The sequence below is a fragment of the Bradyrhizobium sp. STM 3561 genome, assembly GCF_045571455.1.
Taxonomy (GTDB): Bacteria; Pseudomonadota; Alphaproteobacteria; order Rhizobiales; family Xanthobacteraceae; genus Bradyrhizobium; species Bradyrhizobium vignae.
On sequence record NZ_CP120695.1, the window covers coordinates 386899 to 401643 of the forward strand.

The 14745-nt window shown below is 58.6% G+C and carries 11 protein-coding genes and 3 pseudogenes; 6 read left to right on the forward strand and 8 right to left on the reverse strand.

Annotated features, from left to right (window positions below):
• Positions 1–530 precede the first annotated feature (530 nt).
• From P6U28_RS01620 to P6U28_RS01630, 3 genes and pseudogenes are all read right to left on the reverse strand, one after another.
• A pseudogene (locus tag P6U28_RS01620) lies at positions 531–1621 on the reverse strand (IS110 family transposase).
• 246 nt (positions 1622–1867) lie between these two features.
• Entirely contained in the window at positions 1868–2890 is a 1023-nt protein-coding gene (locus P6U28_RS01625; protein WP_407121589.1) for an IS110 family transposase, read from the reverse strand.
• 151 nt (positions 2891–3041) lie between these two features.
• Positions 3042–3356 carry a hypothetical protein gene (locus P6U28_RS01630; RefSeq protein ID WP_407121590.1) on the reverse strand — a complete coding sequence of 105 codons (315 nt, stop codon included), beginning with the start codon at positions 3354–3356 and terminating at the stop codon, positions 3042–3044.
• On the opposite strand from P6U28_RS01630, the gene P6U28_RS01635 reads away from it, so the two are divergent.
• The 5 genes from P6U28_RS01635 to P6U28_RS01655 all read left to right on the forward strand — a co-directional run bounded on the left by P6U28_RS01635 (position 3240) and on the right by P6U28_RS01655 (position 6599).
• Positions 3240–3647 carry an anion permease gene (locus tag P6U28_RS01635; RefSeq protein WP_407123188.1) on the forward strand — a complete coding sequence of 136 codons (408 nt, stop codon included), beginning with the start codon at positions 3240–3242 and terminating at the stop codon, positions 3645–3647. The two genes, P6U28_RS01630 and P6U28_RS01635, sit on opposite strands and share 117 nt — an antisense overlap.
• A 230-nt stretch (positions 3648–3877) precedes the next feature.
• On the forward strand, positions 3878–4300 hold the full coding sequence (gene tnpA, locus P6U28_RS01640; RefSeq protein ID WP_407121591.1) for an IS66-like element accessory protein TnpA: 423 nt from the start codon (positions 3878–3880) through the stop codon (positions 4298–4300).
• The gene (gene tnpB, locus P6U28_RS01645) at positions 4297–4644 is read left to right on the forward strand and encodes an IS66 family insertion sequence element accessory protein TnpB (protein ID WP_407121592.1); all 348 of its coding nucleotides are present in this window, start codon (positions 4297–4299) and stop codon (positions 4642–4644) included. The genes tnpA and tnpB overlap by 4 nt, the downstream gene beginning before the upstream one ends.
• 69 nt (positions 4645–4713) lie before the next feature.
• Entirely contained in the window at positions 4714–6363 is a 1650-nt protein-coding gene (gene tnpC / locus P6U28_RS01650; RefSeq protein WP_407121593.1) for an IS66 family transposase, read from the forward strand.
• The gene (locus tag P6U28_RS01655) at positions 6360–6599 is read left to right on the forward strand and encodes a hypothetical protein (protein ID WP_407121594.1); all 240 of its coding nucleotides are present in this window, start codon (positions 6360–6362) and stop codon (positions 6597–6599) included. Before tnpC ends, P6U28_RS01655 begins: the two co-directional genes overlap by 4 nt.
• A gap of 47 nt (positions 6600–6646) precedes the next feature.
• On the opposite strand, the gene P6U28_RS01660 is transcribed toward P6U28_RS01655, so the two are convergent.
• Positions 6647–6799, reverse strand: a complete 153-nt coding sequence (locus P6U28_RS01660) for a transposase (RefSeq protein ID WP_407121595.1) — start codon at positions 6797–6799, stop codon at positions 6647–6649.
• 120 nt (positions 6800–6919) lie between these two features.
• On the opposite strand from P6U28_RS01660, the pseudogene P6U28_RS01665 reads away from it, so the two are divergent.
• Positions 6920–7223, forward strand: a pseudogene (locus P6U28_RS01665) (SIS domain-containing protein); the annotation flags it as partial.
• Positions 7224–7692: 469 nt separating this feature from the next.
• Here the strand turns inward: P6U28_RS01665 and P6U28_RS01670 are convergent.
• The 4 genes and pseudogenes from P6U28_RS01670 to dctA all read right to left on the reverse strand — a co-directional run bounded on the left by P6U28_RS01670 (position 7693) and on the right by dctA (position 13697).
• Complete coding sequence (locus P6U28_RS01670) at positions 7693–8079, reverse strand: response regulator transcription factor (RefSeq protein ID WP_407121596.1); 387 nt, start codon at positions 8077–8079, stop codon at positions 7693–7695.
• An 85-nt stretch (positions 8080–8164) separates the two neighbouring features.
• Positions 8165–8848 (reverse strand): response regulator transcription factor, encoded by a 684-nt coding sequence (locus P6U28_RS01675; RefSeq protein WP_407121597.1) that lies wholly within the window; start codon positions 8846–8848, stop codon positions 8165–8167.
• The gene (locus tag P6U28_RS01680; protein WP_407121598.1) at positions 8845–11520 is read right to left on the reverse strand and encodes a PAS domain S-box protein; all 2676 of its coding nucleotides are present in this window, start codon (positions 11518–11520) and stop codon (positions 8845–8847) included. Before P6U28_RS01680 ends, P6U28_RS01675 begins: the two co-directional genes overlap by 4 nt.
• A gap of 856 nt (positions 11521–12376) precedes the next feature.
• Positions 12377–13697 (reverse strand): annotated as a pseudogene (gene dctA / locus P6U28_RS01685) (C4-dicarboxylate transporter DctA).
• Positions 13698–14745: the final 1048 nt, after the last annotated feature.

The following is a 14745-nucleotide window of genomic DNA, read 5'->3' on the forward strand; positions in this document are numbered from 1 at the left end:
ACGGTGCCATTTGTACTATCCCAATCATCAGCGATCTGCTAACGCGCTCGGCATGATCGGGACGGTTCCATGAAAGACATCCTTGTCCACCTTGAGAGGCTCCGGGGCGAACATCGCCAACTGCGAGGAGCTTGGACGATCGGCTAAGAGCGACATCAAGCGAAATGTCTTCCGCCGCGCGGCTGCGCACTACAAGGTTTTAGCCGGCGAGCTGGAGCGTGCATTAGCCGAATGCAGACCAAAGAGGCTGGCGAGTATATGGACCCCGCCCGATTGCAACGACCGGCTTGATCAGGATCGACGGTCACAACTGCAGACGTATATCCGGCTTCTTGATGCGGCTGGACAACGTCTCCGCCGCGAGCCTCGATGGTTTTCGCCCGCTTCCACCTCAACGGCCCCGAGACATCGGCGCAAGCCGTGCCGGTCCACACATCAGGTTCGGGAAGCGACGGGTGACCGTTTCGCCATCTCCTGCCATTTGTTGCAATTGCCGGGTGAGATCTCCTTTCCTTGATTGCCGCTTCGCTTCAGGCCGCCTTCACCGACAGCGCCGGCTCATAAGCTGCGTCGCCTGTGAGCATAGCCCACACGATCCGCGCGTTCTTGTTGGCAAGAGCCACGGCCGCGACATTGGGATGGCGCCGTTGTCGGATTTTGCCGAGCCAGAGGCTTCGCGGATCCTGCTTGCCAGTGGCCCGGCTTAAGGCGGCACGAGCTCCGTGAATCATCAGCGTCCGCAGGTATCGATCGCCGCGTTTGCTGATGCCTAACAAGCGGGCCCGCCCTCCACTGGATTGCTGCTTCGGCACCAGGCCAAGCCAAGCCGCGAACTGGCGGCCGTTCTTGAAACAGCTTCTATCGCCTACGGCTGCGATCAAGGCTGTTGCTGTCACAGGTCCGATGCCTTCGATTTTGCCGAGCCGCTGGCACTGCTCATTCGTACGGAAGATTTCCCTTATGCGCCGGTCATAGGCTGCAACGCGGGTATCAAGCTCGGACAACTCCTCTTGCAATTCCCTCATGAGCGCTCGGAGCATCTCGCTGAGGCCGTCATTGATGTTCCCGACGATGACAGCGAGGCCGCGCCGCAGCTGCGCGATGTCACGGGCAATGACAATGCCATGCTCGGACAGAAGACCGCGAATCTGGTAGCGAGCCTGACCCGGTCGGCGACCAGGCGTCGGCGAATGCGGTGGACAGCCTGTACCGCCAGCTGATCGGTTGATTTCGGTGGCACGAAGCGCATGGACGGACGGCCGACCGCTTCGCAGATGGCTTCCGCATCGTTCTGGTCGTTCTTGTTTGACTTGACGTATGGTGTCACGAACTGAGGGCTGATCAGTCGGACCTGATGGCCAAGCGCCGTGAGTACGCGAGCCCAATAGTGTGCCCCGTTGGAAGCCTCCATGCCGACTAGGCAGGCCGGTAAATTGGCGAAAAAGCCGGCCACCGCATCGCGACGCAACCTCTTTCGCACAACGACTTTCCCGTGGTTGTCGACGCCGTGAACTTCGAAGACATACTTCGCTAGATCTAGACCTATCCGAACGACCTGCATGATATCCTCCTTCACTGCAGTTGACGCTCGAGATTCCACCGCGGCGAGGGCGGGGTCCATACCATTGGCCCCCGGCTTGCAAGAATTTTTTGCGTGATGAGCAGTGGTCGCTTGCAGTCATGTGTCCGGCCTTTCTTCGCGGTCGTACATAACCGCTGGCCTTGATGGATTCCGCGGATCGAGGCCTTATCAGTTGGCCGGGTTCGAACGCCACTGAGGCGGTCAGGTTTCTCTCGATCCGTCGGGTGACCGACTGTGCCATCACGTGTTTTCACTCTCGCAAGCTGGCGGTACGCCCCTTAGAGGTCAGGCCGCCAATGTCGCATTTCGGTAGGTTTCCTGTCTGCTCATAATCGCCCAAGCTACACGTGCCGTTTTATTGGCCAAGGCGACTGCGGCAACTAGTCTTGGCTTTCGACTGAGCAAGGAGCTTAGCCAAGGGTCGGTCTTGGCTTGTTTCGAACAGAGCAGCACGGTGTGAGCGCTATTAACGAGCAGGCGGCGGAGATAACAGTCACCTCGTTTGCTAATCCCGCCCAGACGCGCTTTACCACCAGTGGAGTTTTGTCGCGGCACCAACCCAAGCCAAGCGGCGAAGTCTCTGCCGCTGCAGAATGCCCCTGGATCGCTAACAGTTGCTGCAATGGCGGTGGCGATGATCGGCCCTATCCCCGGGATGGTGGCCAGTCGTTGGCTGACTGGGTTGTTCTTGTGCCATGCTAGGATCTGCCTCTCGAGCCCAGCGATCCGGGTTTGAGTATCTTCGATTTGGCTGACGATCATCTTCAGCACCTGGCGGGCAATATCCGATATGCGCCTGTCCTTCTCGTCCAGGACAATTGCAATCAGCTTCGCCACTTTGTGCAACCCCTGCGCCTCGATAAGGCCGAACTCGGCCAAGTGCCCACGTAAGGCATTGACTAGCATAGTGCGCTGGCGGATCAGCAACTCGCGAGCCCGATGTATCATGAGGGCCGATTGTTGCTCCGTCGTCTTTATCGGTACGAAGCGCATCGATGGACGTCTAACCGCCTCGCAGATCGCCTCGGCATCGGCCACGTCGTTCTTGTTGCGCTTCACATAGGCTTTCACATAGGTAGGCGGCATGAGTCGTGGTACATGGCCAAGCGCAGTTAGCTCGCGCGCCCAATGATGCGCCGTCGCGCAGGCCTCCAGCCCCACGAGGCACGAGGGAATCTCCGCAAAGAAAGCAAGAACTTGGCCTCGTCGCAGCCGCTTGCGCATGACTACGCTGCCCGCCTCATCGACCGCGTGCACCTGGAAAACGTTCTTTGCCAGATCAAGACCGATTGCTGTAATATTGCCCATGGATGGCTCCCGTTACTGGTGATCTTCGACGACCACCATTATGGCACTCGATGCCGCGAGAGGGGGCCATCCACCCCATCAGTTGGCTTGGGAATGGCACGAATTGCACACCGGCCCCACCCTAAGTTAGATTTCGAGCATGGGCAAAGAGCTAGCTCGGGGCAAGAATCTTCACAGTCGGCGTCGCCGCGATGCTCCTGTTCCGCCTTTGATCCATCTCAAGTAGCGCGCGTCGGACAAGTGCTGCCTGTTTCGGCAGGAACACCCAGCTGCGTGATGATGCAGCCGCGAGATCTCCTGGCAAGTCATCCTCATATGTGGCGGTGGCATCACGCTCGGCGATCTGCTGATCAAGACCGGCGCAGCAAACTGGATTGCAGGGACGATATTCCATGGACTCGGTTTGGGCGGGGCAGGTCTGCTCGCCATGCTGCTTGTTGTCATGATCGTCCTGCAGCTGCTGCATGTGCTCTTCGTCGGGACAACCGCTATGGCGACGGGCATCATTCCGATCGTGTTGGCTCTCGCGGAGACCGCTCAGGTGGATCCGCGCGTGCTCGTCTTGCCGGCTGGCATGATCATCGGTGGTTACCCGGTGCTGATGTTCTACAACACGCTGCCGAATATCATCGTCTACGGTACGGGCCGCTTGACTGTCCTCGACTTCCCAAAGGTGGGTGTCCCGATCAGCCTGCTCGCTTGCATCGTCTATGTGATTTGCGCGTCGACCTACTGGCGCTGGCTCGGCATGTTCTGAGCGAAGTCGATATGAACGCGCCTTCAGAACGTCGGCTCGCCGGTTCAGCGAGCTCCGGAGACACCGCTTTCTAGCCGCTGTTAGGCGACAAGCGGATATTAAGCGGACAGCTGCTTAATGAGTACACAGCCAGCAAGTTTGTCGCCCTTTTCAGGCGCAATACTGCTCATCTGTATCGCTCCGGCGAGGACCGCCTTGCGCTGTTTGATAGACGATGAAGACATAGGCTTATGACTGACCATATGCCTATGCCGAAGGTTTCCCGACTTGAAGTCGTCTCGACGGGCGCTCGACGCCGTTGGACATTGGAAGAAAAGCAGCGGATCGTCACCGAGAGCTATGGCGGGCCACGTCTGGTGTCGGTGACGGCGCGACGTAACGGGCTGTCGACAAGCCAACTGTTCACGTGGCGCCGGTTGGCGCGCGAAGGCAAGCTGAGCGGGGATGCCGCGCCGGTGCTTGTTCCAGTGGAGATCACGCCTGCGGCGGCTACGATCTCGAGTAGCGCGCCAGAACCGGTGTCTTCACCGCCTGCGCAACGTGCAAGGGCCGGCATTATCGAGATCGAGCTTGGCAGCTGTCGTGTTCGCGTTGACCGCGACGTGGACGTTGAGGCGCTGCAGCGGGTTCTTGAGCTTCTGAGACGGCGATGATCCCGATCCCGAGCGGCGTAAGGGTCTGGATCGCCACCGGCCACACCGACATGCGCCGCGGGATGCAAAGCCTGGCGCTTGCGGTCCAGGAGAGCCTGAAGCGCGATCCTCATGCTGGCGATCTCTACATCTTCCGGGGGCGCCGCGGCGATTTGGTCAAGATCCTCTGGCATGACGGGCTTGGCATGTCGCTCTACGCCAAGCGCCTGGATCGCGGCAAGTTCATCTGGCCCTCGGCGTCGGACGGCGCGATATCGATCTCGGCGGCGCAAATGGCTTACATGCTCGAAGGCATCGACTGGCGGAATCCCCAACTGAGCTGGCGGCCGCAGAGCGCGGGCTGAGCGCAGAATCTGTAGCTTCTTGCATTTTGGGGAATCCCATCGCGTCCAATTTGTGATTCACTGCGTCGTATGAATGCGGATCGCGACGCTGCTCCGGATGACGTTGCCGCCCTGAAGGCGGCGCTGGCAGCCGAGCGCGCGAAGGGGTTGGAGATCGCCGCCGAGCTCGCGGTCGCCCGTGCGAAAGCGTCTGAGGACGAAGCGCTGATTGCCCAGCAGAATCTGCAAATTGCCAAACTAAAACATCAGATTTACGGCCAGCGGTCGGAGCGTTCGTCGCGCCTGATCGAGCAGTTGGCCTTGACGTTCGACGAGTTGGAAAGTGACGCCACTGAAGACGAGCTGGCGGCAGAGCGCGCTGTGGCCAAGGCGACGACGGTGCGCGGATTTACGCGCAAGCGTCGCGAGCGCCAGACCTTCCCTGAGCATTTGCCGCGCGAACGAGTGGTGATCGAGCCGCCGACGGCTTGTGAGTGCTGTGGCGGCAATCGTCTGCGCAAGCTCGGCGAGGACGTGACGCGGACGCTGGAAGTGGTGCCGCGCCAGTGGAAGGTGATCGAGACGGTCCGGGAGAAGTTCTCCTGCCGTGACTGCGAGAAGATCAGCCAGGCGCCGGCGCCATTCCATGCCGTCGCACGGGGATGGGCCGGCCCAAGCCTGTTGGCCATGATCATGTTCGAGAAGTTCGGCCAACATCAGCCTTTGAACCGCCAGGCTGAGCGCTACGCGCTGGAAGGCGTGCCGATCGCGCTGTCGACGATGGCGGACGCCGTGGGATCGGTCAATGCGTCGCTGGCCCCCCTGCTGCGCCTGATCGAAGCCCATGTCATGGCGGCCGAGCGCCTGCATGCCGATGATACGACGGTGCCGGTGCTGGCCAAGGGCAAGACCGATACGGCACGGTGCTGGATCTACGTCCGGGACGACCGGCCGTTTGGCGGCGCCGGGCCACCGGCGGCGATGTTCTACTACTCCCGCGACCGTAGGGGCGAGCATCCCCAGGCGCATCTGGCCCGGTATGCCGGCATCCTGCAGGCCGACGCCTATGATGGGTACAACCAGCTCTATTTGGCCGGGCGCCAGCCTGGATCGATCCGGGAAGCTGCCTGCTGGTCGCATGGACGACGCCCATTCTTTGCCATGGCTGACATCGAAGAGAATGCGCGGCGCAAGGGTGCCGGAAAGAAGGAGATCCCGCTCTCGCCGATTGCGATCGAGGTCGTGCGGCGGATCGATGCGCTGTTCGAGATCGAGCGCTCCATCAATGGCAAGAGTGCCGAGGAACGCGTTCAGGCTCGGCAGACGCTGAGCCGGCCTCTGGTCGAGGATCTTCAGCTCTACATGCGCGAACAGCTCGCTAAACTGTCTCGCGGCCACGATCTGACCAAGGCGTTCAACTACATCCTGAAGCGATGGGCGAGCTTCACGCTGTTCCTGGAAGATGGACGCGTGTGTCTCTCCAACAATGCCGCCGAGCGGGGCTTGCGAGGCATCGCTCTTGGACGGAAGTCCTGGCTGTTCTGCGGATCTGATCGCGGAGGGCGGCGCGCCGCAGCTATGTACAGCCTCATCGTCACCGCGAAAATGAACGGCATCGACCCGCAGGCCTGGCTCACCGACATCCTCGCCCGCATCGCCGCCCATCCGGCTCATCGGCTGAACGAACTTCTGCCCTGGAATTGGACGCCAGCATCAGCGATCTCCGCTCGAGCGGCATGACCATGCACGTCAACAAGGTCCATCACGTCACCACCATCGCCCAGGTCGCGAAAGACCTCGGCGAAGACGAAGATTGGCTCTGGGACATCGCCAACGAAATGGAAATCGAGGACGGCGTCATCTGGGTCTATGGCGTCGGAGAAGACGGCGTCCAGGCGTTCACCGACTTCGGAATCGAAAAGCTCATCGAGCTGATCAGGTTCTACAAAGAGAACCCTGGACTGCTCAAGCGGTAGCCCTGCGGCCTACGCCGAATGGATACCGATGTCCGTGCTTGTCGACGCTAGGTAAACACCAGGCTGGCCGCTACTCCGTTGCGCCGCGCAACCTCAGTTACCTTCGCGCCCGGTGCCAGCGTCTCCTCGACAATCCGTGCCTTGTCGTCCTGCGACCAACGCCGCCGCCGCTCCAGCCCGCCCAAAACCTCGACCCGCATCGCCTGATGACCTTAAAGCTAGACTTAAGGTCACACGCTTCGCGAATTACCACCCCTCACGCAAGACGGCCCCCATCGGAGGCGTACGTCATTCAAAAGGGCTGCAGAGCTACGCTTACGATCGATGAGGCTATTCCGGTAGTCGTGATCGCGCCTTACGACCAAATCTTCGACAAGACCGTCTCGAACATGCAAGAAGTGGCCGCTCGGGGCGGCAAGATAGTCCTGATCACCGATGCGAAGGGGGCTTCGGAAGCGACGGTGGACACACTCGGCACCATCGTGCTGCCGACAATGGCCACAAGCTTTACGCAGATGGTCTACGCTATTCCGATCCAGCTCTTAGCTTACCATACCGCCGTTGCCATGGGCGCGGACGTGGATCAGCCGCGAAAATCTCGGCAAATCGGTCACTGTGGAATGAGGCTGTAGTGTTTTTGTCCAGGCCGAGAGGTCTCGGGCTCGAGCCGCTCGGCTTGGGTTGCGTTGCGTCGTTTGTGGGTGGGAATACAACTAATTTTTAATCCGGGAAATCGCTCGTAACTGCCTAACTGCCGCACGGCGGCCCACATCAATCGACCAGTGCGGCTGTCAACCCGATTGGTCTGACGTCTAAACGCTCGGCCGGCTGGCTTTATGCTGATGGCCTCATTTCAAATTGGGTCGCAACATCCGTGGTCGGACATAGGTAGCTGTTGCTCATCAGCGGGAACTGCTCTCCGTCGACGGAGCCCAGTCGACGAGGAATGCGCGTTCTTGTGGGGGCTAGATTGTTGGTAGCTGGAATTATTTAGGACGAGTTGCAGTTCCAACTGCGAAACGATGCTTGGCGGTGGGAATCTTCGTTCTGACGTGTTTTTTAGTCAGACATGAAGTCAAGCCTCGGGTTGGAATCAGATGCCGCCTCGAGCGCCATATGCCTTCAGTGCGTTGTCGAGACACTTGAGTAGCTCTTTCCCGCCAAGCGGTTTGGCGAGAAATCCCATCGCTCCCGCGTCCATAGCTGAGGCGCGCACGCGCTCGTCGGGGAAAGCTGTAATGAAGATGAACGGTGCGTCGTAACCACGTGTTCGCACCTCTGCCAAAAGATCCAGCCCGCTCATCGCCGACATCTGCACATCGGTAATGACACAGGATGTCTCGGCCAATTGCGGCGACAGCAGGAGTGCCTCGGCGGACGAAAATATTTGCACGTCGTAGCCACGCGATTTCAAAAGGTTTTCTGTCGCCGCACGGACCGAGGCGTCGTCGTCGACAACAGAAATCAAAGGCGTGGACAAGATGAGCCCTCCCAACGCAGTACAGCGGCTGTCAAGCGCTAGCCACTTTCGGCGAAAAGTGGGCTTAAGTGATAGACTTGTAAAATCATACTTGGGTTTGTTCAGGACGATTGGCACTAAGTCCCAGCGTCTCGCTCATCCTGATCAAGTCGGCCAGCGAGCGGGCACTCATTTTTTTCATTACGTGTCCGCGATAGATTTTGACGGTAATCTCCGCGAGCCCGAGTTCGGCGGCGATCTGTTTGTTCATCAGGCCGGCTGCGACAAGTCTCATCACTGCCTGCTCTCGCGGGCTTAGGGTCTCAAATAGCGACTGCAGGTTCGCGACGGTTCGCTGAGCTTCCCGTCTCTTGCGATCGCGTTCTGTCGCCGCAACCACGGCATCAAGCAGCTCCTGATCGCGGAATGGCTTGCCGAGAAAATCGACGGCACCTCCCTTCATGGCCCTGACAGTCATGGGAATGTCGCCATGGCCGGTAATGAAAATGATCGGGATGTGTATGTTCAACCTGGCGAGCTCGGTCTGGTAGTCAAGGCCGCTCAGGCCTGGCAGTCGAACATCAAGAACTAGACAGCTGGTGACGTCCGGAATTTGGCTCTGCAGCATCTCCCGGGCCGATCCGAACGCAATGACCTCCAACCCCACCTGTTTAAAAAGGTTCGTAAGCGAGCGGCGCACGGAGATGTCATCCTCAACGACAAAGACGATCGCCTTCGTCGAGGCCTCGGCATTGCCGCCTTCACCTGGCGAATCAAGTCGTTCTGTCACGACACGGCCTCCTTATGCAGCGGCAGGGTAAACTGGAAGGTCGCGCCGGGTCCATTTTTGGGGACCATTGACAGCCGGCCTCCATGAGCTTCCACGATCGAACGGCAGATCGAAAGGCCCATTCCAAGGCCGGTCGACTTCGTAGTGAAGAAGGGATCCAGGACGTGGTCCGCGTGCTTCTCGGCTACGCCGACGCCGCAATCGGCCACAGCGAGCTGCACGTGTCCCAGATCGTCCTTGGATGAATGAATCAGAAGTTCGCGCGGCCGGTCTGTAACTGCGTCCATCGCCTCGATTCCGTTCATCACCAGGTTAATGATGACCTGTTGTAGCTGAATTCGATCACCGAGGATCATAGGCAACGCGGCCGTCAACTCGGTTCGCAACCTAACCCGGTGGCTCACCAGCTCTCGTGTTACCAGCGCAATGACGTCCTTAACGACCTCATTAATATCGAGCGGCACCATCTCAATCTCACCTTTCTTCGCGAGCGCGCGAACGCGACGGATCACCTCGCTTGCCCGAATTGCATCTTCGATGATCCATTCGACGGAGGAACGCGCGGCGGCAAGATCAGGAGCCTCGCGACCCATCCAGCCGAGGCACGCCTCGGAGTTGTTGATAATAGCGGCGAGAGGCTGGTTTATTTCGTGGGCGATCGAGGTTGTCAGCTCTCCTAACGTTGTTACTCGCGTCACATGTGCAAGCTCCGCTTGCGCTTTCCGTAGTTCTTGTTCGGCTTGATCGGCACGAATGGTAGCGGTAATGTCAGTGCTCACGCCACGGTAGCCGAGGAAAGTACCATTTCCATCGAAAAAGGGCTTGCCACTCGTGCGGACATATATTGGAGATCCAAACCGACTCTGCGTACGATAAACGAGGTCCCGAAATGGCTGGTGCGCCTGCAATGTCGCCCGATGCTGCCGCCACTTCTCCGGTTCCTCTTCGAGGTCGCACGCAATGTCCCAGCGAAAGAGGCCTGTCAATCCTGTGGCCAAAATTCCCGCAGCGCTGGTGTGCTCAGACACGTGAGTGACCTGGTGATCCGGCCCGGTCTCCCAGAGCCAGTCGGAAGCTGTTTCGGCGTAGTCGCGAAAGCGCTGTTCGCTTTGACGCAATGCGGCAAGTGTGTTTTCCAGGCGTTCCTTAGCTGCGTGTTGCTCGGTCACATCCATATGCGTTCCGATCAGCTCGCGGGCGTTACCATCGCTGCCGATCACCACCTGCGCAACGGAGTGTATGCGTCTTATCCCGCCATCTGGTAGAAGGATGCGAAAATCATATTCGAACCGCCGCTCCTTAAGTTCAATCGCTTGGCGCTGCACCTCCTGCAGCCGCGGCAGGTCGTCCGGATGGATGCGTGATCGAATGGTCTCGATCGATACCGGCTCTTGTGGGCTAAAGGCAAACAGACGATCGACCTCGGCGGAGCGATACACGAAATCTAGACCGTGGACATCCCAGGCCCAGCTTCCTGTGTGAGTGAGATGCTGGGCCTCTGCCAGATAGGCCTCGCTGCGGCGCAACTGCTGTTCTGCTGTCCTCGCTGCCGTAACATCGGTGGCTGCGCCAACAAACTCAATCTCGCCAGAGGCGGTTCGCGTGGCACGTGCCTGCGCATGAATGTGCTTAATCGAGCCGTCCGGTAGCAGAAGCCGGTATTCGTGCTCGAAGTCGCTCTGGTCTCGCATCGCGCGATCGATAATTTCTCTTACCGAAGCCCTATCATCTGGATGAGTGCGCTCAACGACGAGCTGCGGCCCGGGTCGCACCGTCTGAGAATCCAATTGGAAAATGCGAAATGTTTCGTTTGACCAGAAAGCCTCACAGGTAGTTGTGTTCCAGCTGAAGCTACCTGTGTGACTCAACTCCTGCGCCCGGGCCAAATGGGCTTCGCTCCGCTGCAGCGCAAGTTCGGTCCGCCTTCGGTCCGTGATATCTTCGCAGGCGATAAGGACAATGGGCCGCTGATCCGCCCAGAGCATGGCTTTGGCGTTTTCACGCACCCACAAGACCGAGCGGTCCTTCCTGACTTTCTGGGCATCCCACGTGCGCGCTTGTCCGACATTCTCAAGGCAGCTCCGAACGCATTCGCGAGCGAACGCGCGATCCTCCTCGAGAAATACGTCCAGCACGGATCGGCCGATCAGTTCGGCACGAGTATAGCCGAGTTGTGTCGCGCCAAGCGTATTGACGTTGAGGATAGTACCGGCTTCATCGACCATGACGTACATGGCCGGGTTGTGCTCGAAGATCGCGCGCCAAAGTTCTTCGCGATCCTCCAAATCCGCCGCACTCCGCTGAAGTTGGGCCGCAGCCACACGCGCAGCCTCTCGTTCCTGGCGGAGCTTCCCCATCAGGTACGTTCCCGCAATGGAGACAACAAAAAATGCAACGACTACTGGAAGATCGTGGGGGTCATCGAAACGCAGACTGAACGCCGGCGGCGCAAAGTAGTACGCGAGAACAGCGATCGCTGCGACGCAAAGCGCGGATGACGCGATGAAGATGCCCATTAACGAAAACAGCAATACTACTAACATATAGACGAACGCCGCCGCGGCAAAATGCGCCTGAAGGTATACGCATATCAATGTAACCGCGCCTAGCGTCATGCCGCCGAAGATGAACTGCGGGGCTGAACGTTTAAGACTCCTGATCTGGACAAACATTTTAAGACCGTCCGGCCTGTTCTCCGGCGAGAGCTATAGCATTTTCGGCAAAATTGGGGCAATCTTCAACGCTTGGGTTTAGCGTGTGCGAGATTGGTCACCTGCGGCCGAACTCAGCACGCGCGGGGAAAAAACGCATTATAAACATACGTATAATTGTCCTAAACTTTTCGATGAGCTGTCACTGGCCTGCCGGCGAGGCTGAAATGTCTGCTTTGCGCCCCCGCCGGTAGCCATTCGGCGCAGTCGCTCGATCGCTTGGCCGATGCACCCTCTACACCCGCTGCGTACTCCCGAACCACTGACCTCCCCGGCAAGGCCGTTTCCACGAGGAAGTGCAAGTTCAGATGCCGGAGTTACGCGAGTGCTACCTATCGGATCAGGCCATCACGGCTAGTCGCAAAAGATTCGTCTCCAACTGGTGTCGCTGGAATCGAGCGCCTGCGCCGAACCAGCCGTATATGATCCGCCACTGCTCCGTCGAGTGCCATCTAATCCAAGCGGATCGACCGCTAACTTGATGACGCAGCGCGCATAGCAATGGCGATGACGAGTCGCAGGATCCCTGCAACGTCCTCACTCGCATGAGGAAACCGCCTATATGGGTATTGGTCGACGGAGCAATACCCAGTTCGCTATGCGGGAAATCACTCTTCATCTGGTTCGGCAAACGCTCCCTAAGTATTGCACCGCCGGTAGCCACTGACCGCGAAAGAGAAGCCCCGAAAGGAGTCTCTACTCCTTTGCTCGCCTGCCTCTAGGAGAAGCTGCCTGGCAGCGGTGCTGAGGAGGGCTGTACGCGGGGAGCGCACGGGATAAAGTTCGTGTCGGATGGGCGGCGGATAAGTTCCGGAACCTACCTCGTTGTGCTTGTCGTGTAGCTGGTAGTGGAAACGTTAGGCTGGTTGAGCCGAGACTGCAGCATTGCGTGATCGAGCTCGCCTTCCCACCAGGATACGAACACGCACGCGATGCCATTGCCGATGATGTTGGTAAGGGCGCGCACCTCGCTCATGAACTTGTCGATCGAAAACACGATTGCCATGCCGGGCACCAGAGCTGGGTTTACCACGACAATGTCGCAGCGAGCGTTATGAACCCTGCGCCGGTGACGCCGCTGGCTCCCTTCGACGTTAGCATTGCGACGAGCAAGATCGTGAGCTGCTGGCCGAATGTGAGATCGACGCCGAGTGCGTGGGCAATGAACAATGTTGCAAGTGTCATATAGATATTGGTGCCGTCGAGGTTAAAGGAGTAGCCAGTTGCACCACCAGCCCGACTACCGGCTTAGAGCAGCCTAGCCGCTCGAGCTTCTCCATCAATTGCGGCAGCGCGCTTTCGGAGGACGAAGTGCCGAGCACGATTAGAATCTCGTCCTTGATATAGACAAGGAACTTGAATATCGAAAAGCCGACGAGGCGGGCGATTAGACCAAGCACCACCAACACAAATAGCGCAGCCGTCACGTAGAATAGCGCGATCAGACCGATGAGATTGCCGAGTGCTCCGGGCCCGAACTTGCCGACCGTGAAAGCCATGGCGCCGAAGGCACCGATCGGGGCCGCTTTCATTATGATTGCGATCACCCCGAACGCCGCGTGCGCGACGTCGTCAATCATGCCGCGCAGACGCTCCCCCCGCTTTCCCAGCGCCATTAGCGAGAAGCCGAAAAGGATCGCGAAAAGGAGAACTTGCAGAACATCGCCGCGAGCGAAGGCGCCGACCACACTGTCGGGAATGATGTTGAGAATAAAGTCGACGCTCTTCGAGGCTTCCGCCTGCTTGACGTAAGTGGCGACCGCCGCAGCATCTGGCTTGACCGCAAGGCCATGGCCAATTCGGACCAGATTGCCCATAACGAGGCCCAACAGTAAGGCAAAGCTGGAGACAATCTCGAAATAGAAGAGCGCCTTGACCCCGACGGACCCGACTTTCTTTGCATCCTGAATATGAGCAATGCCAGATGCGACGGTGCAGAATATAATCGGCGCGATCACCATCTTGATGAGCTTGATGAACCCGTCACCGAGCGCCTTAACCCAATCGTTGGTGGCGACAGACGGCCAAAGGCAGCCGAGCACCGCGCCAATCAAGATTGCGATTAGCACCTGGACGTAGAGTATTTTATACCAAACTTGCGACGCGCGTAGAGGCGACGCAGCTGTCATGGTAGTCATGACGCTTCCTTCCCGAAGATACTCGCTGAGACGCCGAGTCGTTGCGAGGCAACAGCGTCATACGAGACTCATCATTTTAGCCGTGTCCGATTGAAGGCAGTTCCGGGAGCCGGCGCGTCCATCTAAAGGCAGGCGTTTAGTTGCGTTATCCATTTTCCTTAAGCAAGATCTGCACCAGATGTCCGAACTGGGGCCGATTAACTAGCGGCGGACAACTCTTCTTTCGTCAGCGGCACCGGCTGACTGGTATGAGCTCGACGTTCTCAAGGTCGAGCACAAATAACAGCATAGCTTCCCGGCCGTAGGTGCGGAGTGCTGAGATCGATGCAGCAGCATCGACGAAATTGATTATTTGGATTGCATGTAGTTGCCGTATGGAAACCCGGTTTAGGCACTATGTTGCGCGAAAAAATTCTTGGCATGAGCTGCGTTGCGGCTAGCGGCGAAGCTCGTTGTTGCAACGAGCGCCAACGCCGCGCATTAGCCAAGTCGGTCAGAAGCGGCATTCGCTGGCGGGCCCTCGCACCCTTTTGCTAAGTCGCAGAAGCCGCCCAGGGCGATTTCTTAGCTGAACCGTGTGTGTTGCTGCCATACGGCAGGCCTCCTGCGCGGCGCGAACCGTCTACCATTCTTAGTAACATCTCCTCGGGCGAAAAATTCCGATTCTTCCTTGTGCGGCTGTCGCCGTCTGCTTAGGAACAAAAAGATGCCAGAACCCTGACAGAGCGTCGTGAGGTCCGCTCCAAAGTGGCATCGGCACGAACGCGAAGTCCTCTCACATGGGGATAGAGACCTCATGGTTCGCAAGCGGCACAAGAATTGCTGATGACAAGAGAGAAGCGACCGTTGTCAGATCAATCGAGCCGGACTCGCCACCGGGGTTGTCGATGAGGCTCGCGATGCTGCTCTTTCTCGCAGACAAGGCGCGTGTGAATTTGGCCGCGGCGACGACCTCCGGCCCGACCAAAACGGGATTCGCGCCACATCGCCAGGTGAGACCGGCGTACAGGAGATCGCTGCTCGATACGGCGACCTGCGCCGAGCTGTG

What these genes read in the sequence shown, in the direction of transcription:
- P6U28_RS01655 (WP_407121594.1), top strand. Translation starts at nt 6,360, where the DNA reads ATGACCATGCACGTCAACAAGGTCCATCACGTCACCACCATCGCCCAG.
- P6U28_RS01660 (WP_407121595.1), bottom strand. Translation starts at nt 6,799, where the DNA reads ATGCGGGTCGAGGTTTTGGGCGGGCTGGAGCGGCGGCGGCGTTGGTCG.
- tnpC (WP_407121593.1), top strand. Translation starts at nt 4,714, where the DNA reads ATGAATGCGGATCGCGACGCTGCTCCGGATGACGTTGCCGCCCTGAAG.
- tnpB (WP_407121592.1), top strand. Translation starts at nt 4,297, where the DNA reads ATGATCCCGATCCCGAGCGGCGTAAGGGTCTGGATCGCCACCGGCCAC.
- P6U28_RS01630 (WP_407121590.1), bottom strand. Translation starts at nt 3,356, where the DNA reads ATGCAGCAGCTGCAGGACGATCATGACAACAAGCAGCATGGCGAGCAG.
- P6U28_RS01625 (WP_407121589.1), bottom strand. Translation starts at nt 2,890, where the DNA reads ATGGGCAATATTACAGCAATCGGTCTTGATCTGGCAAAGAACGTTTTC.
- P6U28_RS01680 (WP_407121598.1), bottom strand. Translation starts at nt 11,520, where the DNA reads ATGTTTGTCCAGATCAGGAGTCTTAAACGTTCAGCCCCGCAGTTCATC.
- tnpA (WP_407121591.1), top strand. Translation starts at nt 3,878, where the DNA reads ATGACTGACCATATGCCTATGCCGAAGGTTTCCCGACTTGAAGTCGTC.